Origin of the sequence: Marinobacter shunpengi, from assembly GCF_045449715.1 — a bacterium.
Classification (GTDB): Bacteria; Pseudomonadota; Gammaproteobacteria; order Pseudomonadales; family Oleiphilaceae; genus Marinobacter.
The window spans coordinates 145,119-164,332 of sequence record NZ_JBJJLA010000012.1; the positions used below are offsets into that span (position 1 = coordinate 145,119).

The 19,214-nt window shown below is 59.0% G+C and carries 13 protein-coding genes, 2 tRNA genes, 3 rRNA genes and 1 pseudogene; 7 read left to right on the forward strand and 12 right to left on the reverse strand.

The window, feature by feature from the left end; genetic code table 11:
* The first annotated feature begins 253 nt into the window (after nucleotides 1-253).
* From paaA to paaZ, 6 genes are all read left to right on the forward strand, one after another.
* Entirely contained in the window at nucleotides 254-1,249 is a 996-nt protein-coding gene (paaA, locus tag ACJO3T_RS07240) for a 1,2-phenylacetyl-CoA epoxidase subunit PaaA (RefSeq protein WP_406961252.1), read from the forward strand.
* A 13-nt stretch (nucleotides 1,250-1,262) separates the two neighbouring features.
* A complete protein-coding gene (paaB, locus tag ACJO3T_RS07245; RefSeq protein WP_406961250.1) occupies nucleotides 1,263-1,544 on the forward strand; it encodes a 1,2-phenylacetyl-CoA epoxidase subunit PaaB in 282 nt (93 codons plus the stop codon).
* 24 nt (nucleotides 1,545-1,568) lie between these two features.
* Entirely contained in the window at nucleotides 1,569-2,333 is a 765-nt protein-coding gene (paaC, locus tag ACJO3T_RS07250) for a 1,2-phenylacetyl-CoA epoxidase subunit PaaC (RefSeq protein WP_406978171.1), read from the forward strand.
* Nucleotides 2,317-2,892: a 1,2-phenylacetyl-CoA epoxidase subunit PaaD gene (gene paaD / locus ACJO3T_RS07255; RefSeq protein WP_406978160.1), complete on the forward strand. Its 576-nt coding sequence runs from the start codon at nucleotides 2,317-2,319 to the stop codon at nucleotides 2,890-2,892. The genes paaC and paaD overlap by 17 nt, the downstream gene beginning before the upstream one ends.
* A 12-nt stretch (nucleotides 2,893-2,904) precedes the next feature.
* The gene (gene paaE / locus ACJO3T_RS07260) at nucleotides 2,905-3,984 is read left to right on the forward strand and encodes a 1,2-phenylacetyl-CoA epoxidase subunit PaaE (RefSeq protein WP_406978161.1); all 1,080 of its coding nucleotides are present in this window, start codon (nucleotides 2,905-2,907) and stop codon (nucleotides 3,982-3,984) included.
* A gap of 85 nt (nucleotides 3,985-4,069) precedes the next feature.
* Nucleotides 4,070-6,112, forward strand: a complete 2,043-nt coding sequence (paaZ, locus tag ACJO3T_RS07265) for a phenylacetic acid degradation bifunctional protein PaaZ (RefSeq protein WP_406978162.1) — start codon at nucleotides 4,070-4,072, stop codon at nucleotides 6,110-6,112.
* Between the two features lie 361 nt (nucleotides 6,113-6,473).
* Here the strand turns inward: paaZ and ACJO3T_RS07270 are convergent, their stop codons facing one another.
* The 6 genes and pseudogenes from ACJO3T_RS07270 to ACJO3T_RS07295 form a co-directional block, all read right to left on the reverse strand.
* Nucleotides 6,474-7,178: an ABC transporter ATP-binding protein gene (locus ACJO3T_RS07270; protein ID WP_406962355.1), complete on the reverse strand. Its 705-nt coding sequence runs from the start codon at nucleotides 7,176-7,178 to the stop codon at nucleotides 6,474-6,476.
* A 204-nt stretch (nucleotides 7,179-7,382) separates the two neighbouring features.
* Nucleotides 7,383-7,832 (reverse strand): annotated as a pseudogene (locus tag ACJO3T_RS07275) (hemerythrin domain-containing protein); the annotation flags it as partial.
* A gap of 17 nt (nucleotides 7,833-7,849) precedes the next feature.
* Entirely contained in the window at nucleotides 7,850-8,608 is a 759-nt protein-coding gene (locus tag ACJO3T_RS07280) for an ABC transporter ATP-binding protein (protein WP_406978163.1), read from the reverse strand.
* Nucleotides 8,605-9,612: a branched-chain amino acid ABC transporter permease gene (locus ACJO3T_RS07285; RefSeq protein WP_406978164.1), complete on the reverse strand. Its 1,008-nt coding sequence runs from the start codon at nucleotides 9,610-9,612 to the stop codon at nucleotides 8,605-8,607. Before ACJO3T_RS07285 ends, ACJO3T_RS07280 begins: the two co-directional genes overlap by 4 nt.
* A complete protein-coding gene (locus ACJO3T_RS07290; protein WP_406961239.1) occupies nucleotides 9,612-10,487 on the reverse strand; it encodes a branched-chain amino acid ABC transporter permease in 876 nt (291 codons plus the stop codon). Before ACJO3T_RS07290 ends, ACJO3T_RS07285 begins: the two co-directional genes overlap by 1 nt.
* Before the next feature lie 68 nt (nucleotides 10,488-10,555).
* Nucleotides 10,556-11,713: an ABC transporter substrate-binding protein gene (locus tag ACJO3T_RS07295; RefSeq protein WP_406978165.1), complete on the reverse strand. Its 1,158-nt coding sequence runs from the start codon at nucleotides 11,711-11,713 to the stop codon at nucleotides 10,556-10,558.
* Nucleotides 11,714-12,075: 362 nt separating this feature from the next.
* Between ACJO3T_RS07295 and paaX the strand changes: the two genes are divergently transcribed.
* The gene (gene paaX / locus ACJO3T_RS07300; RefSeq protein ID WP_406961236.1) at nucleotides 12,076-13,002 is read left to right on the forward strand and encodes a phenylacetic acid degradation operon negative regulatory protein PaaX; all 927 of its coding nucleotides are present in this window, start codon (nucleotides 12,076-12,078) and stop codon (nucleotides 13,000-13,002) included.
* 498 nt (nucleotides 13,003-13,500) lie between these two features.
* Here paaX and rrf read toward each other — a convergent pair.
* From rrf to ACJO3T_RS07330, 6 genes are all read right to left on the reverse strand, one after another.
* Nucleotides 13,501-13,615 (reverse strand): 5S ribosomal RNA (rrf, locus tag ACJO3T_RS07305).
* Between the two features lie 77 nt (nucleotides 13,616-13,692).
* Nucleotides 13,693-16,587, reverse strand: a 23S ribosomal RNA gene (locus ACJO3T_RS07310).
* A 338-nt stretch (nucleotides 16,588-16,925) separates the two neighbouring features.
* Nucleotides 16,926-17,001, reverse strand: a tRNA-Ala gene (locus tag ACJO3T_RS07315).
* A gap of 133 nt (nucleotides 17,002-17,134) precedes the next feature.
* Nucleotides 17,135-17,211: transfer RNA gene (locus ACJO3T_RS07320), tRNA-Ile, on the reverse strand.
* Nucleotides 17,212-17,318: 107 nt separating this feature from the next.
* Nucleotides 17,319-18,859: ribosomal RNA gene (locus ACJO3T_RS07325) — 16S ribosomal RNA — on the reverse strand.
* Together the 16S, 23S and 5S rRNA genes with 2 tRNA genes alongside form the textbook arrangement of a ribosomal RNA operon.
* A gap of 175 nt (nucleotides 18,860-19,034) precedes the next feature.
* Nucleotides 19,035-19,214 (reverse strand): hypothetical protein (locus ACJO3T_RS07330; RefSeq protein WP_406978166.1); only part of this gene is annotated, 180 nt, incomplete at its 5' end.

Genomic DNA, 19,214 nt, shown 5'->3' on the forward strand with positions numbered 1-19,214 from the left:
GGCGTATCGCGTCAAAACCATCATCAAGACAACGCCTAAGGGCCGCATTAGGCATACCAGGACTAAAGAATTGCTGCTTATTCGGAGATGATCCGACAAACAACATGATACAGAATCAAACCACTTGATATTTGATAAGGTATCATAAATAATTGAGTCATCGTCCAGCAGGTCTTGTGGGCACAGGAACGCGGTGAGTCCGAGAAGGAGCCACCCTGCCCGGGAACAAGAACCTATTTACCGGAGGTACACCATGTACGCACAACTCGTAGAAACCGGCGCCAAGCGCCTCAAGTCCCTGGAGGAAATGTCTCCGGAGGAGCGCGAGTTCCAGCTCAAGATCGACGCGGAAACCAAGATCGAGCCCAAGAACTGGATGCCCGAGGGCTATCGCAAGACCCTGGTCCGCCAGATTTCCCAGCACGCACACTCGGAAGTGGTGGGCATGCTGCCGGAAGGCAACTGGGTCACCCGCGCGCCGAACCTCAAGCGCAAACTCCAGCTGATGGCCAAGATCCAGGACGAGGCCGGTCACGGCCTGTACCTGTACAGCGCCATGGAAACCCTGGGCGCGGATCGCGACGAGGAGATCGACAAGCTTCACGAAGGCAAGGTGAAGTACTCCTCCATCTTCAACTACCCGACCCTGAGCTGGGCAGACATGGGCACCGTGGGCTGGCTGGTGGACGGCGCGGCCATCGTCAACCAGGTCATCCTGCAGCGCACCTCCTACGGCCCCTACTCCCGGGCCATGATCCGCATCTGCAAGGAAGAGAGCTTCCACCAGCGCCAGGGCTACCAGATCCTGCTGGACCTGATGCGGGAAGGCACCGAGGAGCAGAAGCAGATGGTGCAGGACTCCATCAACCGGTTCTGGTGGCCGTCGCTGATGATGTTTGGCCCGTCCGACGACCAGTCACCCAACTCCCAGCAATCCATGGCCTGGAAGATCAAGCGCAAGAGCAACGACGAACTGCGCCAGATGTTCATCGACCAGACCGTTCCCCAGCTCGAGTTCCTGGGCTGCACCGCCCCGGACCCGGAGCTGAAATGGAACGAGGAGCGCGGCCACTACGATTTCGGTGAGATCGACTGGCAGGAGTTCTATGACGTGCTCAAGGGCAACGGCCCCTGCAACAAGGAGCGCGTCGAAACCCGCAAGAACGCCATCGACGGTGGCGCCTGGGTACGGGAGGCCGCCAGGGCCTACGCCGAGAAACAGCAAAAGAAACAGCAGAACGCTGCCTGACAGGAGAAGAGTTATGGCTGACTGGCCCCTTTACGAAGTTTTTGTACGCAGCAAGCATGGCCTGAATCACAAGCACGTCGGCAGCGTGCACGCCGCCGACGCCGCCATGGCCATGGAAAATGCCCGTGACCTGTACACCCGTCGCAGCGAAGGCGTGTCGATCTGGGTGGTGCCCTCTTCCGCCATTACCGCCTCATCCCCCGATGAGAAGGAAGTGCTGTTCGATCCGTCGGACGACAAGGTGTATCGCCACGCCTCCTTCTACAAGCTGCCCGACGAAGTCGGCCATATGTAACGGGAGAGCCACATGAGCAAGGCTATGACACAGAAAGAGGCACTGCAGGAATACCTGCTGCGCCTGGCGGATTCCGACATGATCCTGGGCCAGCGCCTGTGCGAACTGTGCGGCAAGGCACCGGCACTTGAGGAAGAAATGGCGCTGATGAACGTGGCCCTCGACCTGGTGGGCCAGGCCCGCAACTGGTATGAGTATGCCGCCGAACTGCTGGACGACGGCCGCAGCGCGGACGACCTCGCTTTCCGCCGCGACACCCAGCACTACCGTAACGCCCTCTTGGTGGAGCAGCCCAACGGGGACTATGCCGTCACCATGGGCCGCCAGTTCTTCTTCGACGCCTGGCACTACTTCACCATCGCCGCGCTGGTCAATGCGCCGGACGAGCGCATCGCCAGCATCGCTGCCAAGGCTGCCAAAGAGGTGCAGTATCACCTGCGCCGCTCCTCCGAGTGGGTCAAACGCTTTGGTGACGGTACCGAGGAAAGCCATCAGCGCATGCAGACCGCCGTGGATGATCTGTGGCGTTTCACCGGCGAGATGATCGAGGCGGATGCCGTGGAGCAGCAACTGTTCCAGGCCGGCATCGGCCCCGATCCCGAACAGCTGGCCGCGGACTGGAAGGGCTTGGTGAACGAAGTGCTCACCGAGGCCACCCTGACCCCGCCGCCGGAAGATGCCTGGATGTACAAGGGCGCCAAGGTGGGACACCACACCGAGCACCTGGGCTTCATCCTGGCCGAGATGCAGTTCCTGCAAAGGGCGTATCCGGATGCAACGACCTGGTAGACCCGAACCGCGATCCCTGCTGGACGACCAGCCGGTGATCGCCAGCGACCGCCTTCCCGCCCGCGACCGGTCAAAGCCGATCACGGCGGAGGAACTCTGGGACCTCCTGGACGAGGTGAAAGACCCGGAGGTGCCGGCGGTCAGCGTTGTGGAACTGGGCATGGTACGACGCATTGCCGAGGAAAACGGCGAGTGGGTTGTGGACGTCACCCCCACCTACTCCGGCTGCCCGGCCACAGAAATGATTGAGGACGCCATCGCCGAGGCCCTGGGCCTGGCGGGCATCCGTAACGGCCGGGTCCGGCGGGTACTGACCCCGGCCTGGACCACCGACTGGATCACCGATGCTGGTCGCGAAAAACTCCAGGCGTTCGGCATCGCCCCGCCCGTGGGCAGCGCCAGCAAGCTGACGCTCAAGGGTGTGGACGAAACCATCCGTTGTCCCCATTGCGACAGTGACCACACCGAACGGCTCAGCGAATTCGGCTCCACCGCCTGCAAGGCCCTGTACCGATGCCTGGACTGTCGCGAGCCCTTTGACTACTTCAAATGTATCTAGAGCGGAACCAATATGAACAAGTTCTATCCCCTCACCATTCGCGAAGTCCGGTCAGAAACCCGGGACGCTGTCTCACTGTGTTTTGACCTGCCGGACGACCTGCAGGACCAGTTCAGCTACCACCAGGGCCAGCACCTGATCCTGCGGACCGAGCTGGACGGCGAGGAAGTGCGCCGCTCCTACTCCATCTGCACCGGGGTGGGTGACCGGGAGCTGCGCATCGCCATCAAGAAAGTGCCCGGCGGACGCTTCTCCACCCTGGCCAACGAGCGCCTCAAGCCCGGCCAGACCCTGGAAGTCATGCCACCCCAGGGGCACTTCTACGTGGAACTGGATCCCCAGCGGGAGGGCGACTACCTGGCAGTGGCGGCTGGCAGCGGCATCACGCCGATCATGTCCATCGTCAAGACCACCCTGGAAACCGAGCCGAAGAGCCGGGTCACCCTGTTCTATGGCAACCGGTCCACCGCCGACACCATGTTCCGCGAGCAACTGGAAGACCTGAAGAACCGGTTTATGGGTCGCTTCAACCTGGTGTTCCTGTTCAGCCGTGAGGAGCAGGACATTGACCTGTACAACGGTCGCATCGACGGCAGCAAGTGCGATGCCCTGTTCGATCACTGGGTGAGTGTCGACACCCTGACCGCCGCCTTCATCTGCGGCCCCCAGGTGATGACCGAAACGGTCCGCGAGTCGCTGCTCGGCCATGGCATGGACAAGAGCAAAATCCACTACGAACTGTTCACGCCGGCCGGTGGCGCCCCCGCCCCACGCCAGGACCGGACCGAAACCCGGGTGGACCCGGAGGCGGTGAGCGAAGTCACCGTCAGGGCCGACGGCCGTGCCCTCACCTTCGACCTGACCCGCAACACCAAGAGCATCCTGGATGCCGGCAACGACATGGGCGCCGACCTGCCCTTCTCTTGCAAGGCCGGCGTCTGCTCCACCTGCAAGGCCAAGGTGGTGGAGGGCGATGTGGAAATGGACGCCAACTACGCCCTCGAGGATTACGAGGTCGAGGCGGGTTATGTGCTGTCCTGCCAGTGCTACCCCGTCAGCGAGAAAGTCGTGCTCGACTTCGACGAGATGTAAACGCAACCAGTCCCCTGCAGCAAAGCCGGTCCCGTGAGACCGGCTTCGTTCATCTTAACAACAACGTTTACCGGGAGAACGCTCAATGTCAGTCCTTCAGAGTTACATCGCCGGCCAGTGGTTCGGCGAGACCGCAGCGAAAGCGCTGCCCAGCGCCATCAACGGCGAGACCGTGGCCCATACCCATGAGGAAACCATCGACTTCGGCGAAGCCGTTGCCTACGCCCGCAACACCGGCGTGAAGAACCTGCTGGCGCTGGATTTCCAGCAGCGTGCCGCCATCCTCAAGGAGCTCGCGATCCATATCCAGGGTCGCAAGGATGAGCTATATGCCATCTCCCATCACACCGGTTGCACCAAGGCCGATTCCTGGATCGACATCGACGGTGGCTTCGGCACCCTGTTCACCTACGCCTCCACCGGTCGCAAGGAACTGCCCTCCGGCAACGTCGCCCACGAAGGCCCGGTCACGCAACTGGGCAAGGACAACCACTTCAACGGCACCCATATCCTGGTGCCCAGGCGTGGCGTATCCGTTCATATCAACGCCTTCAACTTCCCGATCTGGGGCATGCTGGAGAAGTTCGCCCCGGCCTTCCTGGCAGGCATGCCCTGCATCGTCAAACCGGCCACTGCCACCAGCTACCTGACCGAAGCGGCGGTACGGGTGATCAACGATTCCGGCCTGCTGCCGGAAGGCGCCCTGCAACTGGTCATCGGCGGTACCGGCGACCTTCTGGACCGGCTGGAGGAACAGGACTTCGTCACCTTCACCGGCTCGGCCAGCACTGCCCGGAAGCTGAAGAACCACCCCAACATCATGGCGAGGAGCATCCCCTTCAACGCAGAAGCGGATTCCCTCAACAGCGCCATCATGGCCCCGGACGTGACGCCGGATGACGAGGAGTTCGACATCTTCGCCAAGGAAGTGGTGAAGGAAATGACCGCCAAGGCCGGCCAGAAATGCACCGCCATCCGCCGGGTACTGGTACCTGAAGGCCAGGTGGACGCCCTCGCCGAACGGATCAAGGAGCGCCTGGGCAAACTCAAGGCCGGCGACCCCAACGAGGAAGGCGTGCGTATGGGCGCCCTGGCATCCCAGGATCAGCTCCGCGACGTAACCGAATCCATCGACCGCCTGCTGGAAACCAGCGACTGCCTGTTCGGCAGGGACAACGGCTTCAAGCCGGTGGGTGCCGGTACCGACAAGGGCGCGTTTATCGCCCCCCACCTCCTGCTCAGCCGGAACCCGATGGAAGACGGCGGCGCCCACGACATCGAGGCGTTCGGCCCGGTGGCCACCCTGATGCCTTACAACGGCATCGAGCAGGCACTGACCATTGCCGCCAAGGGCAAGGGCAGCCTGGTCACCACCCTGACCACCAAGGACCCCGCCATCGCCGCCGAGATGATCCCGGTACTGGCGGCCCAGCACGGCCGTTTGCAGATCCTCGACGCGGAAGCGGCGAAGGAATCCACCGGCCACGGCTCCCCCCTGCCGATGCTCAAGCACGGCGGCCCGGGTCGCGCCGGTGGCGGTGAGGAACTGGGCGGCATCCGCGCCGTTCACCACTACCTGCAACGCACCGCCATCCAGGGCTCCCCCACCATGGTGGCTGCGGTCACCCGCGAGTACGTCCGTGGCGCGAAAGTGATCGAAAACGATATCCACCCGTTCCGTCGCACCTTCGACGACCTGCAGGTGGGCGAATCCCTGCTCACCCACCGCCGTACCGTGACCGAAGCCGATATCACCAACTTCGGCTGCCTCTCCGGCGACCACTTCTACATGCACTTCGACGAGATTGCGGCGAAGAAAACCCAGTTCGGCCAGCGCATCGCCCACGGCTACTTCGTGCTGTCCGCCGCAGCCGGCCTGTTCGTCTACCCGGGCGAAGGCCCTGTCCTAGCCAACTACGGCCTGGACACCCTGCGCTTCATCACCCCGGTGGCCCCGGGCGACACTATCCGTGCCCGCCTGACCTGCAAGCGCAAGATCGACCAGGGCCGCACCTCGCCCGAGGGCCATCCCCAGGGCGTGGTCATGTGGGATGTGGAAGTGACCAACCAGAATGATGAGCTGGTGGCCAGCTATGACATTCTGACGTTGGTGGCTAAGAAGCAGTGAGTAGTGGGTTGGGGAGTTAACCGCTTCCCCTCTCCCTAACCCTCTCCCGCAAGGGGAGAGGGGACTGGGATGTGCGAGCCGCAAACAAAAAGCCGGACTGGCTAACTACCAGTCCGGCTTTTTACATTCTGAAAATCCAGTGCAGCATTACCATGGGATTCCGAGGAAGCGGTCAGGTACCTACTCAAGATTGAAAGGTCACCCCGAGGTAGAGGGACAGTGGTCGGGTAGGGCTTTCCGGGACCTTCGAAAACATGGACGTTTTCGAAGAGCCTACATGGACGTATCCACGGCGTGTCCCGGAAAGCCCTACCCGATTGCTGGCCCGGCACCCAAACCGTAAGGCCAACACCCACAAAACTCACATCCCGAGATAAGCCTCCCGAACCTTCTCATTGCTGAGCAACTCCCGCCCGGTACCCTCAAGCACCACACGGCCCGTCTCCAGCACATACCCACGATCCGCCAAAGCCAAAGCCTGGGACGCATTCTGCTCAACCAGGAAGACGGTAATCCCCTCCTCCTTGAGCTCCCGGATAATCCCGAAAATCTCCTCCACAATCAAAGGCGCCAGCCCCATGGAAGGCTCATCCAGCAACAACAGCCGGGGCCTGGCCATCAGTGCCCGCCCGATGGCCAGCATCTGCTGCTGCCCACCGGACAGCTCACCGGCCAAATTGTGGCGCTTCTGCTCCAGGATCGGGAACCGGCCGTACACCTTCTGCAAATCCGACTGCACCTCGGGCCCCTGCTTGCGGGTATAGGCTCCCAGGCGCAGGTTGTCGTGGACACTCAGATCCTTGAACACCTGCCGGCCTTCCGGTACCTGCACAATCCCGCTGGATACCCGCTTGTCCGGAGACATCTTCCGGAGATTCCGACCCTCGAAGACCATCTCCCCACTGTCCAGCGGCTGGAGACCGGAAATCGCCATCAGCAGGGTGGATTTGCCAGCACCATTGGCGCCCACCAGGGACACAATCTCGCCGGAACGGATAGTCAGGTCGATATCGTGCAGCACCTCGATCTGACCATAGGACGACACCAGGCCGGATAAAGACAACATCTCCTGGCCGGTTTCCGGCTTACTGGTGGCATGACTCAGCCCCAGACCTCCATACTGCTCAGGGGTGTAGCTGACAATCCGGTGACGAAGCTCCCGGAATTCCTCCCGCACCCGATCACCGAACAGGGGATCGTTCTGCTGGTCACGGGCATCGGCAATCTGCTGCCAGTCAACTTCGCCCAGCACCTCTTTGGCACGGGGAATCACCACGCCCTCTTCCTTCTTGATGTGCTTGCGAAGGGCCTGGATGAATCGGCTCAGGGCGTGGCTGAACGCTTCCCGGCCCTCGGGCCAGTGGTCGATGCAGGTGGCCAGCAGCTCCCGCAGTTCGCTCAGCTTCTGATGCCCGATAACGTAACCCCGTTCCAGCTTGTCCAGCAGCGGACCGGTTTCCGGGGACTTTTCCCGCACCTTCCGATACAGCACGATCTCCGTGGGCTGGCTGTGCACCCGGTTGGAGAAGTGCTGGATGTAGTCGAAGATGGTACTGAACAGCACCTCATCCGGGCGCTGATCGTTCACATTCATATCCTGCTGTAGCTGATCCAGCAGGTCGAGCACCCGCCACAACCCCTGGTGTTCACGGATGATAATGCCCACCGCCTGCTCGCCGCGCGACCGGGCAGGCACCTTGCCTTGATTCTGTTCATTCATAAGACTAGCCCTTGCACTCAGCCACCCAGGTAGGCAGCGATCACGTCCGGATTATTGCGGATTTCCTCGGGAGTACCCTCGGCCAGCTTGCGGCCGTAGTTGATCACCAGCAGGCGGTCAGAAATACCCATGACCAGCTTCATGTCGTGCTCAACCAGCATCACGGTCACACCCTCTTTGGCCACCCGGCGGATCAGTTCCTCCAGCTCGGCGGTTTCGGTGGCGTTCAGGCCCGCCGCCGGCTCATCCAGCAACAGGATCCTGGGGTCTGCGGCCAGGGCCCGGGCGATTTCCAGTCGCTTCAACGCGCCGTAGGACATGGCCGACGCGTCGGTTTCCAGGTACTGACCACACCCGACAAACTCCATCAGCTCCCGGCAGCGCTCCCGGCAGGCCCGCTCTTCCCGGTAGAGCCGGGGCAATCGGAACATGGACGTCAGCAGGCCACTACGGATCTGCAGATGGCGGCCGAGCATGACGTTTTCCAATGCCGTCATGTTCATGCAGACCTGCATCTGCTGGAAGGTACGGCACATGCCCCGCTCCGCAAGCCGGTTGGGATCCATGCCCACAACACTCTCGCCATTGAGCGTAATCTCCCCCCGGGTGGGGGTATAGAACCCGGTGATCAGGTTGAACAGGGTGGTCTTACCGGCCCCGTTGGGCCCGATCACCGAATAGACCTGGCCCCGTTCCACGGAGAATTCCAGACCCTCGATGGCATGGACACCGCCGAACTCCTTGTCGAGCCCTTTCACATCGATCATGGCACTCATGCCCCACCTCCGGATTGCCTGGCCAGTTTGCTCCGGACAAATCCGGACACGGTCGGGTAGAAACCCTTGGGCATGAAGATCATCGTGGCCATGAGAATAAAGCCGAACACCGCGGTCTCGTATTCATGGAAACCGGACAGCAACTGCGGCAGCAGCTTGAGCGCGATGGCACCGATAATAACCCCCAGAGGGCTCGCCATGCCGCCAAGGACCACCATGGTAATCAGCACAATCGAATGATCGAAGCTGGCAATGGCCGGCGTGATAAAGCCACTGAAATGGGCGAACAGACTGCCCATCACGCTGGCAAATACTGCCGAGATGACGAACACCATGCTCTTGTAACGGGCGGTGTCCACCCCAACGGTGCGGGCGGCGATCTCGGAACCGTGGATGGAACGCAGGGCACGGCCGATGGGCGAGTCAATGATGTTCTGGGCGAGGACGACCGCCACCAGCAACACCACGCCCGCCACCAGGTACCAGGCTACATGCCCGGGCACTTCCATGCCGAGCACGGAATACATGCCAAAGATACTCAGCTCCCACCCAAACAGGGACAGCGACGGCACCGGCATGCCATCGGGACCACCGGTCAGCCCGGCCTCGTTGTTGAGGATAATGGCGATGATAAAGCCCACCGCCAGAGTCGCCATAGACAGGTAGTGCCCCTTCAGCCGCAGGATGGGACGCCCGACGATAAAGGCGATCAACCCTACCAGGGCGGCGCCCACCACCAGCGCCAGCAGCGATGGCCACCCATAGGTGCCAGAGGCAATGGCGCTGAAATAGGCGCCCAGGCCATAGAACCCCGCATGCCCGAGGCTGATCTGTCCGGCGTAGCCCACCAGCAGGTTCAGGCCCACCACGGTGGCGGCAATCAGGGCAATCTGCGTTGCCATGTCATAGTAGAACGGGTTCTCCATCATTAGCGGGAGAACGAACACCACAATGGCGATAACCACCACGTAGTTCATTCGCCAGTTCAGGAATCGATCCAGCATTACACACGCTCCACGGTACGGGCACCGAACAGACCACGAGGCATGAAGAACAGCACCAGAAGAATCATTGAAAAGGCAACGGCATCCTTGTACTCAGAAGAGATGTAACCGGCAGTCATGGCTTCCACGATGCCCAGCAGCAGGCCGCCTACCACGGCACCCAGACCGCTGCCGAGACCACCCATGGCCGCCGCCACGAAACCTTTGAGCGCCAGCAGGATGCCAATGTCATAGGAAGTAAATGTAATCGGAGCCACGGTCACCCCGGCAACGGAGCCCAGCAGGGCGGACAGCCCGAACGCCAGCATTAATACCATCTGGGTTTTTACACCGACGAGCTGGGCGGCCAGCTTGTTCATGGAAGTCCCGAGAATGGCCCGGCCCACCAGGGTCCGGGTGAAGAACAGAATCAGCGCCACCACCAGGACGGCGCCAATCCCCAGCACCCAGAGGCTCTGGGAGTTAAGCACGGCACCCCACAGGCGGATGGGCTCGTCGCCACTGAACGGCGGCACCACATGGTAATCCTTGCCCCAGATCACCTGTGCGATACCACGGATGAAGATGGACGCACCAATGGTAATGATGATGAGAGTCACCACATCGGCATTTTTGGCCGGAGCGATCGCCAGTCGCTGCAGGGCAACCCCCACCGCGCAGGCCAGCAGTACGGCCAGTACGATCGCAAAGAACATGGGAATGCCCAGGCCCATGAAGGCCACGGTTCCCATACCACCAATCATCAGGAACTCGCCCTGAGCGAAGTTAATGACATGGCTGGCGTTGTAGATGATGGTAAAACCAAGGGCCACCAGCGCGTAGGTGGCACCGATGGTGATACCGGTGAACAGGTATTGAAGGAATTCTGAGAGCATAGGATTCGTACCGTCGGGCACCCCCGGCCCCCATGACCGGAACCGGGGGTTGAGGGTTGGTCAGGGTGTTACTCGACCAGCATCCAGTCGCCATCCTTGACTTCCAGAATGCGGAAGGACTCCGGAGTCAGGCCATTGTGGTCGTCCGGCCCCAGGTTGTAGATACCGGTAACGCCCACGTATCCCACGATGTCCTCCAGGGCATCACGAACCGCCGCCTTGTCGGTGGAACCCGCGGTTTCGATAGCCTGGACAGCCAGCATCAGACCGTCATAGGCGTAGCCGCCGAACGTGGATACCTTGGAATCCCAGCGAGCCTCATAGGCTTCCTTGTAGCCCTGTACGACCGGCTTCTGGGGATCATCATCCGGCAGGGAGTCCGGCACCAGCAAGGGTGACGCCGGCAACCTCAGCCCCTCGGCGGCGGAGCCTGCCAGATCCAGGAAAGCATCGGAGGCAACACCGTGGGACTGGTAGAACGGCAGTTGAATGTCCAGCGAGGCGTAGTTCTTGGTCACGATAGCCGGGCCCTGGCCAAAGCCGAAGTTAAGCACGGCATCCACACCCTCGGTGTTGCGGATATTGGTCAACTGGGCGGTCATGTCGGAATCGGACGGGCCATAGGTCTCGTCGGCAACCACCTCGATGCCATACTCATCAGCCACTGCCAGGGTCTGGGTGCGACCGGACGCCCCGAAGCCACCGGTGCCGGAGATCAACCCGATCTTGTCAAAGCCGCGACGCTTCATATCCCACAGGATACGCTCGGCGGCCATGCGGTCCGACTGGGGGGTCTTGAACACCCATTTCTTTACCGGATCGATGATAGTGACGGCGCCCGCCAGGGAAATGAAGGGAATCTGGGCCTGTTCCACCAGCGGTGCGGCCGCCATGGTGGCTCCGGTGGTGCTCCCCCCGACGATGATGTCCACCCGATCGGAACGGATCAGGCGCCCCGCGAAGTTACGGGCATTGGAGGCATCCCCCACATCGTCATAGTGAACGAGCTCCAGGGGACGACCGAGTACGCCGCCGTCTTCGTTGATCTTCTCGACGTACATCTCAAGGGTTTTGAGTTCGGGATCGCCGAGAAACGACGCAGGACCGGTTACAGACAGGAACGTACCAATCTTGATGGGTTCAGCGGCCTGTGCGGACACAAGCAGACTGGTTGCCAGCGAAGCCGCCAACACACCAGCACGACGCAAGAGGCTTTTCTTGGCCATTGTTTTTCTCCCAGGTTTTAGAGCAGCATATGCTCCGGTTTGTTTTTGTTACCGAATGAGGATTTTGTGGTTGTAATTATGATTCACTTTCCTCACCAGAAAGTCCCAGCGGTGCCCTGAAACAGATTGCCCTGTTTGTCAGTTGCCAGATACCAATAAGCATGCTGATCAACTCGGTCCCTGCTATACCTGACACATATCAAGACTTACAATTAACGTTATTGTATCGTATTCTTTGTGTCAACCGGTTTCAGACCTGACGTATCAGGGCCATCGGTAAGAGGCTGTTTTACCTGCGGCCGGTAGATAAGGATAATAAGCACCCAATTCGCCATAGTTTCCCTTGAGCACAGTGCCAGCCTATGTCCGCGACAAAACAGCTTGATCAGTTGGTTGACCAGTTCCAGAAAAAACGCCCGATCCGGGCCGGCTCCCTTATCATCACCCTTTACGGTGACTCCATCGTGCCCCGCGGCGGCACCGTATGGCTTGGTAGCCTCGCCCGTCTGCTTGAACCCGTCGGTATCAACGAGCGACTGGTCCGCACGTCCGTCTATCGGCTGGTCAAGGAGCATTGGCTGCAGGCGGAGAAGATCGGTCGTTGCAGCTATTACAGCCTGACAGGGCCGGGGCTACGCCGGTTTGAGCAGGCCTTCAAGAACGTCTACGACATGTCCAGCCTGGAATGGACCGGCAGTTGGACCCTGGTACTACTGACCCAGCTCGACAGCGACACTCGACGACGGGTTCGCGAAGAGCTGAAATGGTTGAGTTTTGGAAGTATAGGACAGGGCGTGATGATTCACCCCAGAATCCGCCGGGAGGAGCTCCTGCCTCTGCTCCAGGAATGGGAGGCGTTCGATGACACCATCGTGATGCAGACCCATCCGGTGGAACCACTAAGCTCAAGGGCCATGCGCCGGGAAGTCCGAGAAAGCTGGAATCTGGATGAACTGGGCGGGCGCTATCGACGGTTCCTGAACCAGTTCCGCCCCCTCTGGCAGGAACTCAAGGACGAAGACAACCTTTCGCCCGAGGAATGCCTCATCGCCCGTACACTCCTGATCCACGAGTACCGCAAGATCCTGCTGAGGGATCCACTGCTGCCCGACGCCCTGCTGCCCGGTGATTGGGAAGGCCGAAGCGCCAGGCAACTGTGTCGCAACCTCTATCGGCAGCTCTATGAAAGAGCGGAAGCCTGGCTGGACGAGACCCTGGAGAATGCCTCAGGACCGTTGCCCGGGCCCAATGAGGGCTTTTACAAGCGGTTTGGGGGATTGCGGGACTGAGAGGCTGCTTTTAACGGAGTGTAAAGCCCTGATGCCGGTTGGTGTTGGGGCTTTTTATTTTCTGGATGTTGCGTTATCTCAAAAGATTGGAAGAGCTGGCGGGGGAAGAGGTTTCAGGACCGTCGAGCGTCAGGGAAGGCGCTCGTCGAGCTCTATGACCGCCATGGATGGCGGAAATGCCGATGTTGCAGGAGCAAGAATCGGCCTGGGATGTACTTGCCGGGCGTGTCCTGCCCCCCCTTACCGCGTCGGCTCAGGCTCCACGGTCAGCGGGCCTGGGACCGCATAATTGGAATCCGAAGTGACCTGATACCGGCAGCCCTTCGGGCTGCGACGATGACCCGGCCCTTCGCGAGACGCTCCGGGCGTTCGCCCCTGGCAACGCTGCGCGTCGCCTGCCCTGTCGGGCACCGAGGCTCACACTCTCGTAGGTCATCTCTTTCTAACGGCCAATAAAAAACCCCGGCAGCGTTAGCTGTCGGGGTTTTGGGATTAAGAGCCTGACGATGACCTACTCTCGCATGGGCAACGCCACACTACCATCGGCGCTGGTCTGTTTCACTGCTGAGTTCGGGATGGGATCAGGTGGTTCCAGACCGCTATGGTCGTCAGGCAAAACGGTTGATCACTGGGATGGATGAGATTGAAGTGCTTTACGATCAAGGTTATCGCAGTTGTCTTGGGTGTTATATAGTCAAGCCGCACGAGCAATTAGTACCGGTTAGCTCAACGCCTCGCAGCGCTTACACACCCGGCCTATCAACGTCCTGGTCTTGAACGGCTCTTCAGGGGCCTCGAGGGCCCGGGGAGATCTCATCTTGGAAGGGGCTTCCCGCTTAGATGCCTTCAGCGGTTATCCCGTCCGAACATAGCTACCGGGCAGTGCCACTGGCGTGACAACCCGAACACCAGAGGTTCGTCCACTCCGGTCCTCTCGTACTAGGAGCAGCTTTCCTCAAATCTCCAACGTCCACGGCAGATAGGGACCGAACTGTCTCACGACGTTCTAAACCCAGCTCGCGTACCACTTTAAATGGCGAACAGCCATACCCTTGGGACCGGCTTCAGCCCCAGGATGTGATGAGCCGACATCGAGGTGCCAAACACCGCCGTCGATGTGAACTCTTGGGCGGTATCAGCCTGTTATCCCCGGAGTACCTTTTATCCGTTGAGCGATGGCCCTTCCATACAGAACCACCGGATCACTATGACCTACTTTCGTACCTGCTCGACGTGTCTGTCTCGCAGTTAAGCGGGCTTGTGCCATTACACTAACCGCATGATGTCCGACCATGCTTAGCCCACCTTTGTGCTCCTCCGTTACGCTTTGGGAGGAGACCGCCCCAGTCAAACTACCCACCACACAGTGTCCTCATCCCCGATCAGGGGACCAAGTTAGAACCTCAAACATGTCAGGCTGGTATTTCAAGGTTGGCTCCACCGGAACTGGCGTCCCGGTTTCAAAGCCTCCCAGCTATCCTACACAAACATGCTCAAAGTTCACTGTGAAGCTATAGTAAAGGTTCACGGGGTCTTTCCGTCTAGCCGCGGATACACCGCATCTTCACGGCGATTTCAATTTCACTGAGTCTCGGGTAGAGACAGCGCCCCCATCGTTACGCCATTCGTGCAGGTCGGAACTTACCCGACAAGGAATTTCGCTACCTTAGGACCGTTATAGTTACGGCCGCCGTTTACCGGGGCTTCGATCAAGAGCTTCGTCCGAGGACTAACCCCATCAATTAACCTTCCGGCACCGGGCAGGCGTCACACCGTATACGTCCACTTTCGTGTTAGCACAGTGCTGTGTTTTTAATAAACAGTCGCAGGGGCCTGGTATCTTCGACCGGCCTCGGCTCCACCCGCAGGGGTTTCACCTAACGCCGGCGTGCCTTCTCCCGAAGTTACGGCACCATTTTGCCTAGTTCCTTTACCCGAGTTCTCTCAAGCGCCTTGGGATTCTCACCCTGACCACCTGTGTCGGTTTGGGGTACGGGCCCGAGTAGCCTGAAGCTTAGAAGATTTTCCTGGAAGCCTGGCATCAATGACTTCCCGCCCTGAAAGGGCAGTCGTCGTCACGTCTCGGAATTGAGGACCCGGATTTGCCTAAGTCCCCTTCCTACACGCTTAAACCGGGACAACCGTCGCCCGGCTCACCTAGCCTTCTCCGTCTCTCCATCGCAGCTACCCAAGGTACGGGAATATTAACCCGTTTCCCATCGACTACACCTTTCGGTCTCGCCTTAGGGGCCGACTCACCCTGCGCCGATTAGCGTTGCGCAGGAACCCTTGGTCTTCCGGCGTGGGGGTTTTTCACCCCCATTATCGTTACTCATGTCAGCATTCGCACTTCTGATACCTCCAGCATGCCTCTCGACACACCTTCGCAGGCTTACAGAACGCTCCCCTACCCCGCATACTTGCGTATGCAGCCGCAGCTTCGGTGACCAGTTTGAGCCCCGTTACATCTTCCGCGCAGGCCGACTCGACTAGTGAGCTATTACGCTTTCTTTAAAGGATGGCTGCTTCTAAGCCAACCTCCTAGCTGTCTGAGCCTTCCCACATCGTTTCCCACTTAACTGGTACTTGGGGACCTTAGCTGGCGGTCTGGGTTGTTTCCCTCTCCACAACGGACGTTAGCACCCGCTGTGTGTCTCCCGGATAGTACTCACTGGTATTCGGAGTTTGCATCGGGTTGGTAAGTCGGGATGACCCCCTAGCCGAAACAGTGCTCTACCCCCAGTGGTATTCGTCCGAGGCGCTACCTAAATAGCTTTCGGGGAGAACCAGCTATCTCCGGGCTTGATTAGCCTTTCACTCCGATCCACAAGTCATCCCCTGGCTTTTCAACGACAGTGGGTTCGGGCCTCCAGTGCCTGTTACGGCACCTTCACCCTGCTCATGGATAGATCGCCCGGTTTCGGGTCTATGCCCAGCGACTAAGTCGCCCTATTCAGACTCGGTTTCCCTACGGCTCCCCTACACGGTTAACCTCGCCACTGAACATAAGTCGCTGACCCATTATACAAAAGGTACGCCGTCACCCCACGAAGGGGCTCCGACTGCTTGTACGCATACGGTTTCAGGGTCTATTTCACTCCCCTCACAGGGGTTCTTTTCGCCTTTCCCTCACGGTACTGGTTCACTATCGGTCAGTCAGGAGTATTTAGCCTTGGAGGATGGTCCCCCCATGTTCAGACAGGATTACACGTGACCCGTCCTACTCGATTTCACTGAACTCAGGTTTCGGATACGGGGCTATCACCCACTATGGCGGTCCTTTCCAGAACCTTCTCCTACCAGTCGTCCAGCTTAAGGGCTGGTCCCCGTTCGCTCGCCGCTACTAAGGGAATCTCGGTTGATTTCTTTTCCTCGGGGTACTTAGATGTTTCAGTTCCCCCGGTTCGCCTCTTACACCTATGGATTCAGTGTAAGATACCGACCCGAAAGTCGGTGGGTTTCCCCATTCAGAGATGCCCGGATCACAGCTTGTTTGCCAGCTCCCCGAGCCTTATCGCAGGCTTCCACGTCTTTCATCGCCTCTGACTGCCAAGGCATCCACCGTATGCGCTTAGTTGCTTGACTATATAACCCCAAGACAACTGACCTGCGCCTCATCGTTCAACAGGAAATCGCCAACCACCGAAGTGATTCACCATTTCTCGCTTCTCGACGAGATTCAGAGACAGCCGACTGAAGCTATAAACAACCACTTCAACGACACACCGGATAACGCTTGATCGTTATCGCTGAGATTGACTCTGAACTAGAAGAATCAATCTCGTGTTTCAATCTCATCCGAATTGTTAAAGAGCAATTCTGACCCAGTGATCAGAAAGAAGGGCTTCGATGGTCATCAATTCGAAACACTTGTTTCTGCACACTGACTTGCGTCAGGTATTCAGGGATCGTCGACCAGGTTTTGGTGGAGCCAGGCGGGATCGAACCGCCGACCTCCTGCGTGCAAGGCAGGCGCTCTCCCAGCTGAGCTATGGCCCCTAATATCAGCCACTCACCAAGCCGGCAAACCGTGTTCACTCGCCGTACTCGGAAAATTGATCAGATCTAGGCGCGCCAAGGTGAAGCGTACATCAGTACGCGAGTCCTGGCGCAACGACGAGCTGGTCAATTTTGGTGGGTCTGGGTGGACTTGAACCACCGACCTCACCCTTATCAGGGGTGCGCTCTAACCACCTGAGCTACAGACCCGGTTTTGCTTGTCACAAACAAGCCAAGTCGGGCCCGAAAGACCCTTTGCTCTCTTCTCATTGACCAAGTAATTCGTGTGGACTCTGACCGAAACCTCCAGCTATCGTTAAGGAGGTGATCCAGCCGCAGGTTCCCCTACGGCTACCTTGTTACGACTTCACCCCAGTCATGAACCACACCGTGGTGATCGTCCTCCCGAAGGTTAGACTAACCACTTCTGGTGCAATCCACTCCCATGGTGTGACGGGCGGTGTGTACAAGGCCCGGGAACGTATTCACCGCGACATTCTGATTCGCGATTACTAGCGATTCCGACTTCACGCAGTCGAGTTGCAGACTGCGATCCGGACTACGACGCGTTTTATGAGATTAGCTCACCCTCGCGGGGTTGCAGCCCTCTGTGCGCGCCATTGTAGCACGTGTGTAGCCCTGGCCGTAAGGGCCATGATGACCTGACGTCATCCCCACCTTCCTCCGGTTTGTCACCGGCAGTCTCCCTAGAGTTCCCACCATGATGTGCTGGCAACTAGGGATAAGGGTTGCGCTCGTTACGGGACTTAACCCAACATCTCACGACACGAGCTGACGACGGCCATGCAGCACCTGTGTTTGGGTTCCCGAAGGCACCAATCCATCTCTGGAAAGTTCCCAACATGTCAAGGCCAGGTAAGGTTCTTCGCGTTGCGTCGAATTAAACCACATGCTCCACCGCTTGTGCGGGCCCCCGTCAATTCATTTGAGTTTTAACCTTGCGGCCGTACTCCCCAGGCGGTCTACTTAGTGCGTTAACTGCGCCACTAAGACTTCAAGAGTCCCAACGGCTAGTAGACATCGTTTACGGCGTGGACTACCAGGGTATCTAATCCTGTTTGCTCCCCACGCTTTCGCACCTCAGCGTCAGTATTGGTCCAGGTAGCCGCCTTCGCCACTGGTGTTCCTTCCTATATCTACGCATTTCACCGCTACACAGGAAATTCCACTACCCTCTACCATACTCTAGCCTGACAGTTCGGAATGCCGTTCCCAGGTTAAGCCCAGGGCTTTCACATCCCGCTTATCAAACCGCCTACGCGCGCTTTACGCCCAGTAATTCCGATTAACGCTTGCACCCTCCGTATTACCGCGGCTGCTGGCACGGAGTTAGCCGGTGCTTCTTCTGCAAGTAACGTCAAGCATGCTGGGTATTAGCCAACACGTTTTCCTCCTTGCTGAAAGTGCTTTACAACCCGAAAGCCTTCTTCACACACGCGGCATGGCTGGATCAGGGTTGCCCCCATTGTCCAATATTCCCCACTGCTGCCTCCCGTAGGAGTTCGGGCCGTGTCTCAGTCCCGATGTGGCTGATCATCCTCTCAGACCAGCTACGGATCGTCGCCTTGGTAGGCCATTACCCCACCAACTAGCTAATCCGACATAGGCACATCCAATAGCGCAAGGTCCGAAGATCCCCTGCTTTCCCCCGAAGGGCGTATGCGGTATTAATCCGGGTTTCCCCGGGCTATCCCCCACTACTGGGCAGTTTCCTATGCATTACTCACCCGTCCGCCGCTCGACAGCGGGGAGCAAGCTCCCCCTGTTTCCGCTCGACTTGCATGTGTTAGGCCTGCCGCCAGCGTTCAATCTGAGCCATGATCAAACTCTTCAGTTTAAATCATACAAGATCCGAAGATCTCTAATCTTGCTCAAGACAAAACTCATTCTCGACGAGTCGCTTGCCTCGATTATCTGTCGCCAGATAGTCTCGGCCAGCGCCCACACGAATTACTTGGTCAACTTGTTAAAGAGCGTTGAGCATCTGCTCAATCAAGGCCGCGTATTCTACATCAGATCGCCACCTTGTCAACGATTATTTCAAGGTTTTTAACGCCGCTCCCGAAGAAGACCTGAACCGCAAAAACCCAAATCAAACAACCGCTTACTTCGCCTTCCCGTTCAAGCCTCATGGGCCGTGTCCGTCGAAGTGGGGCGCATTCTACAGCCTCACCGATTCCTGTCAACGGCCA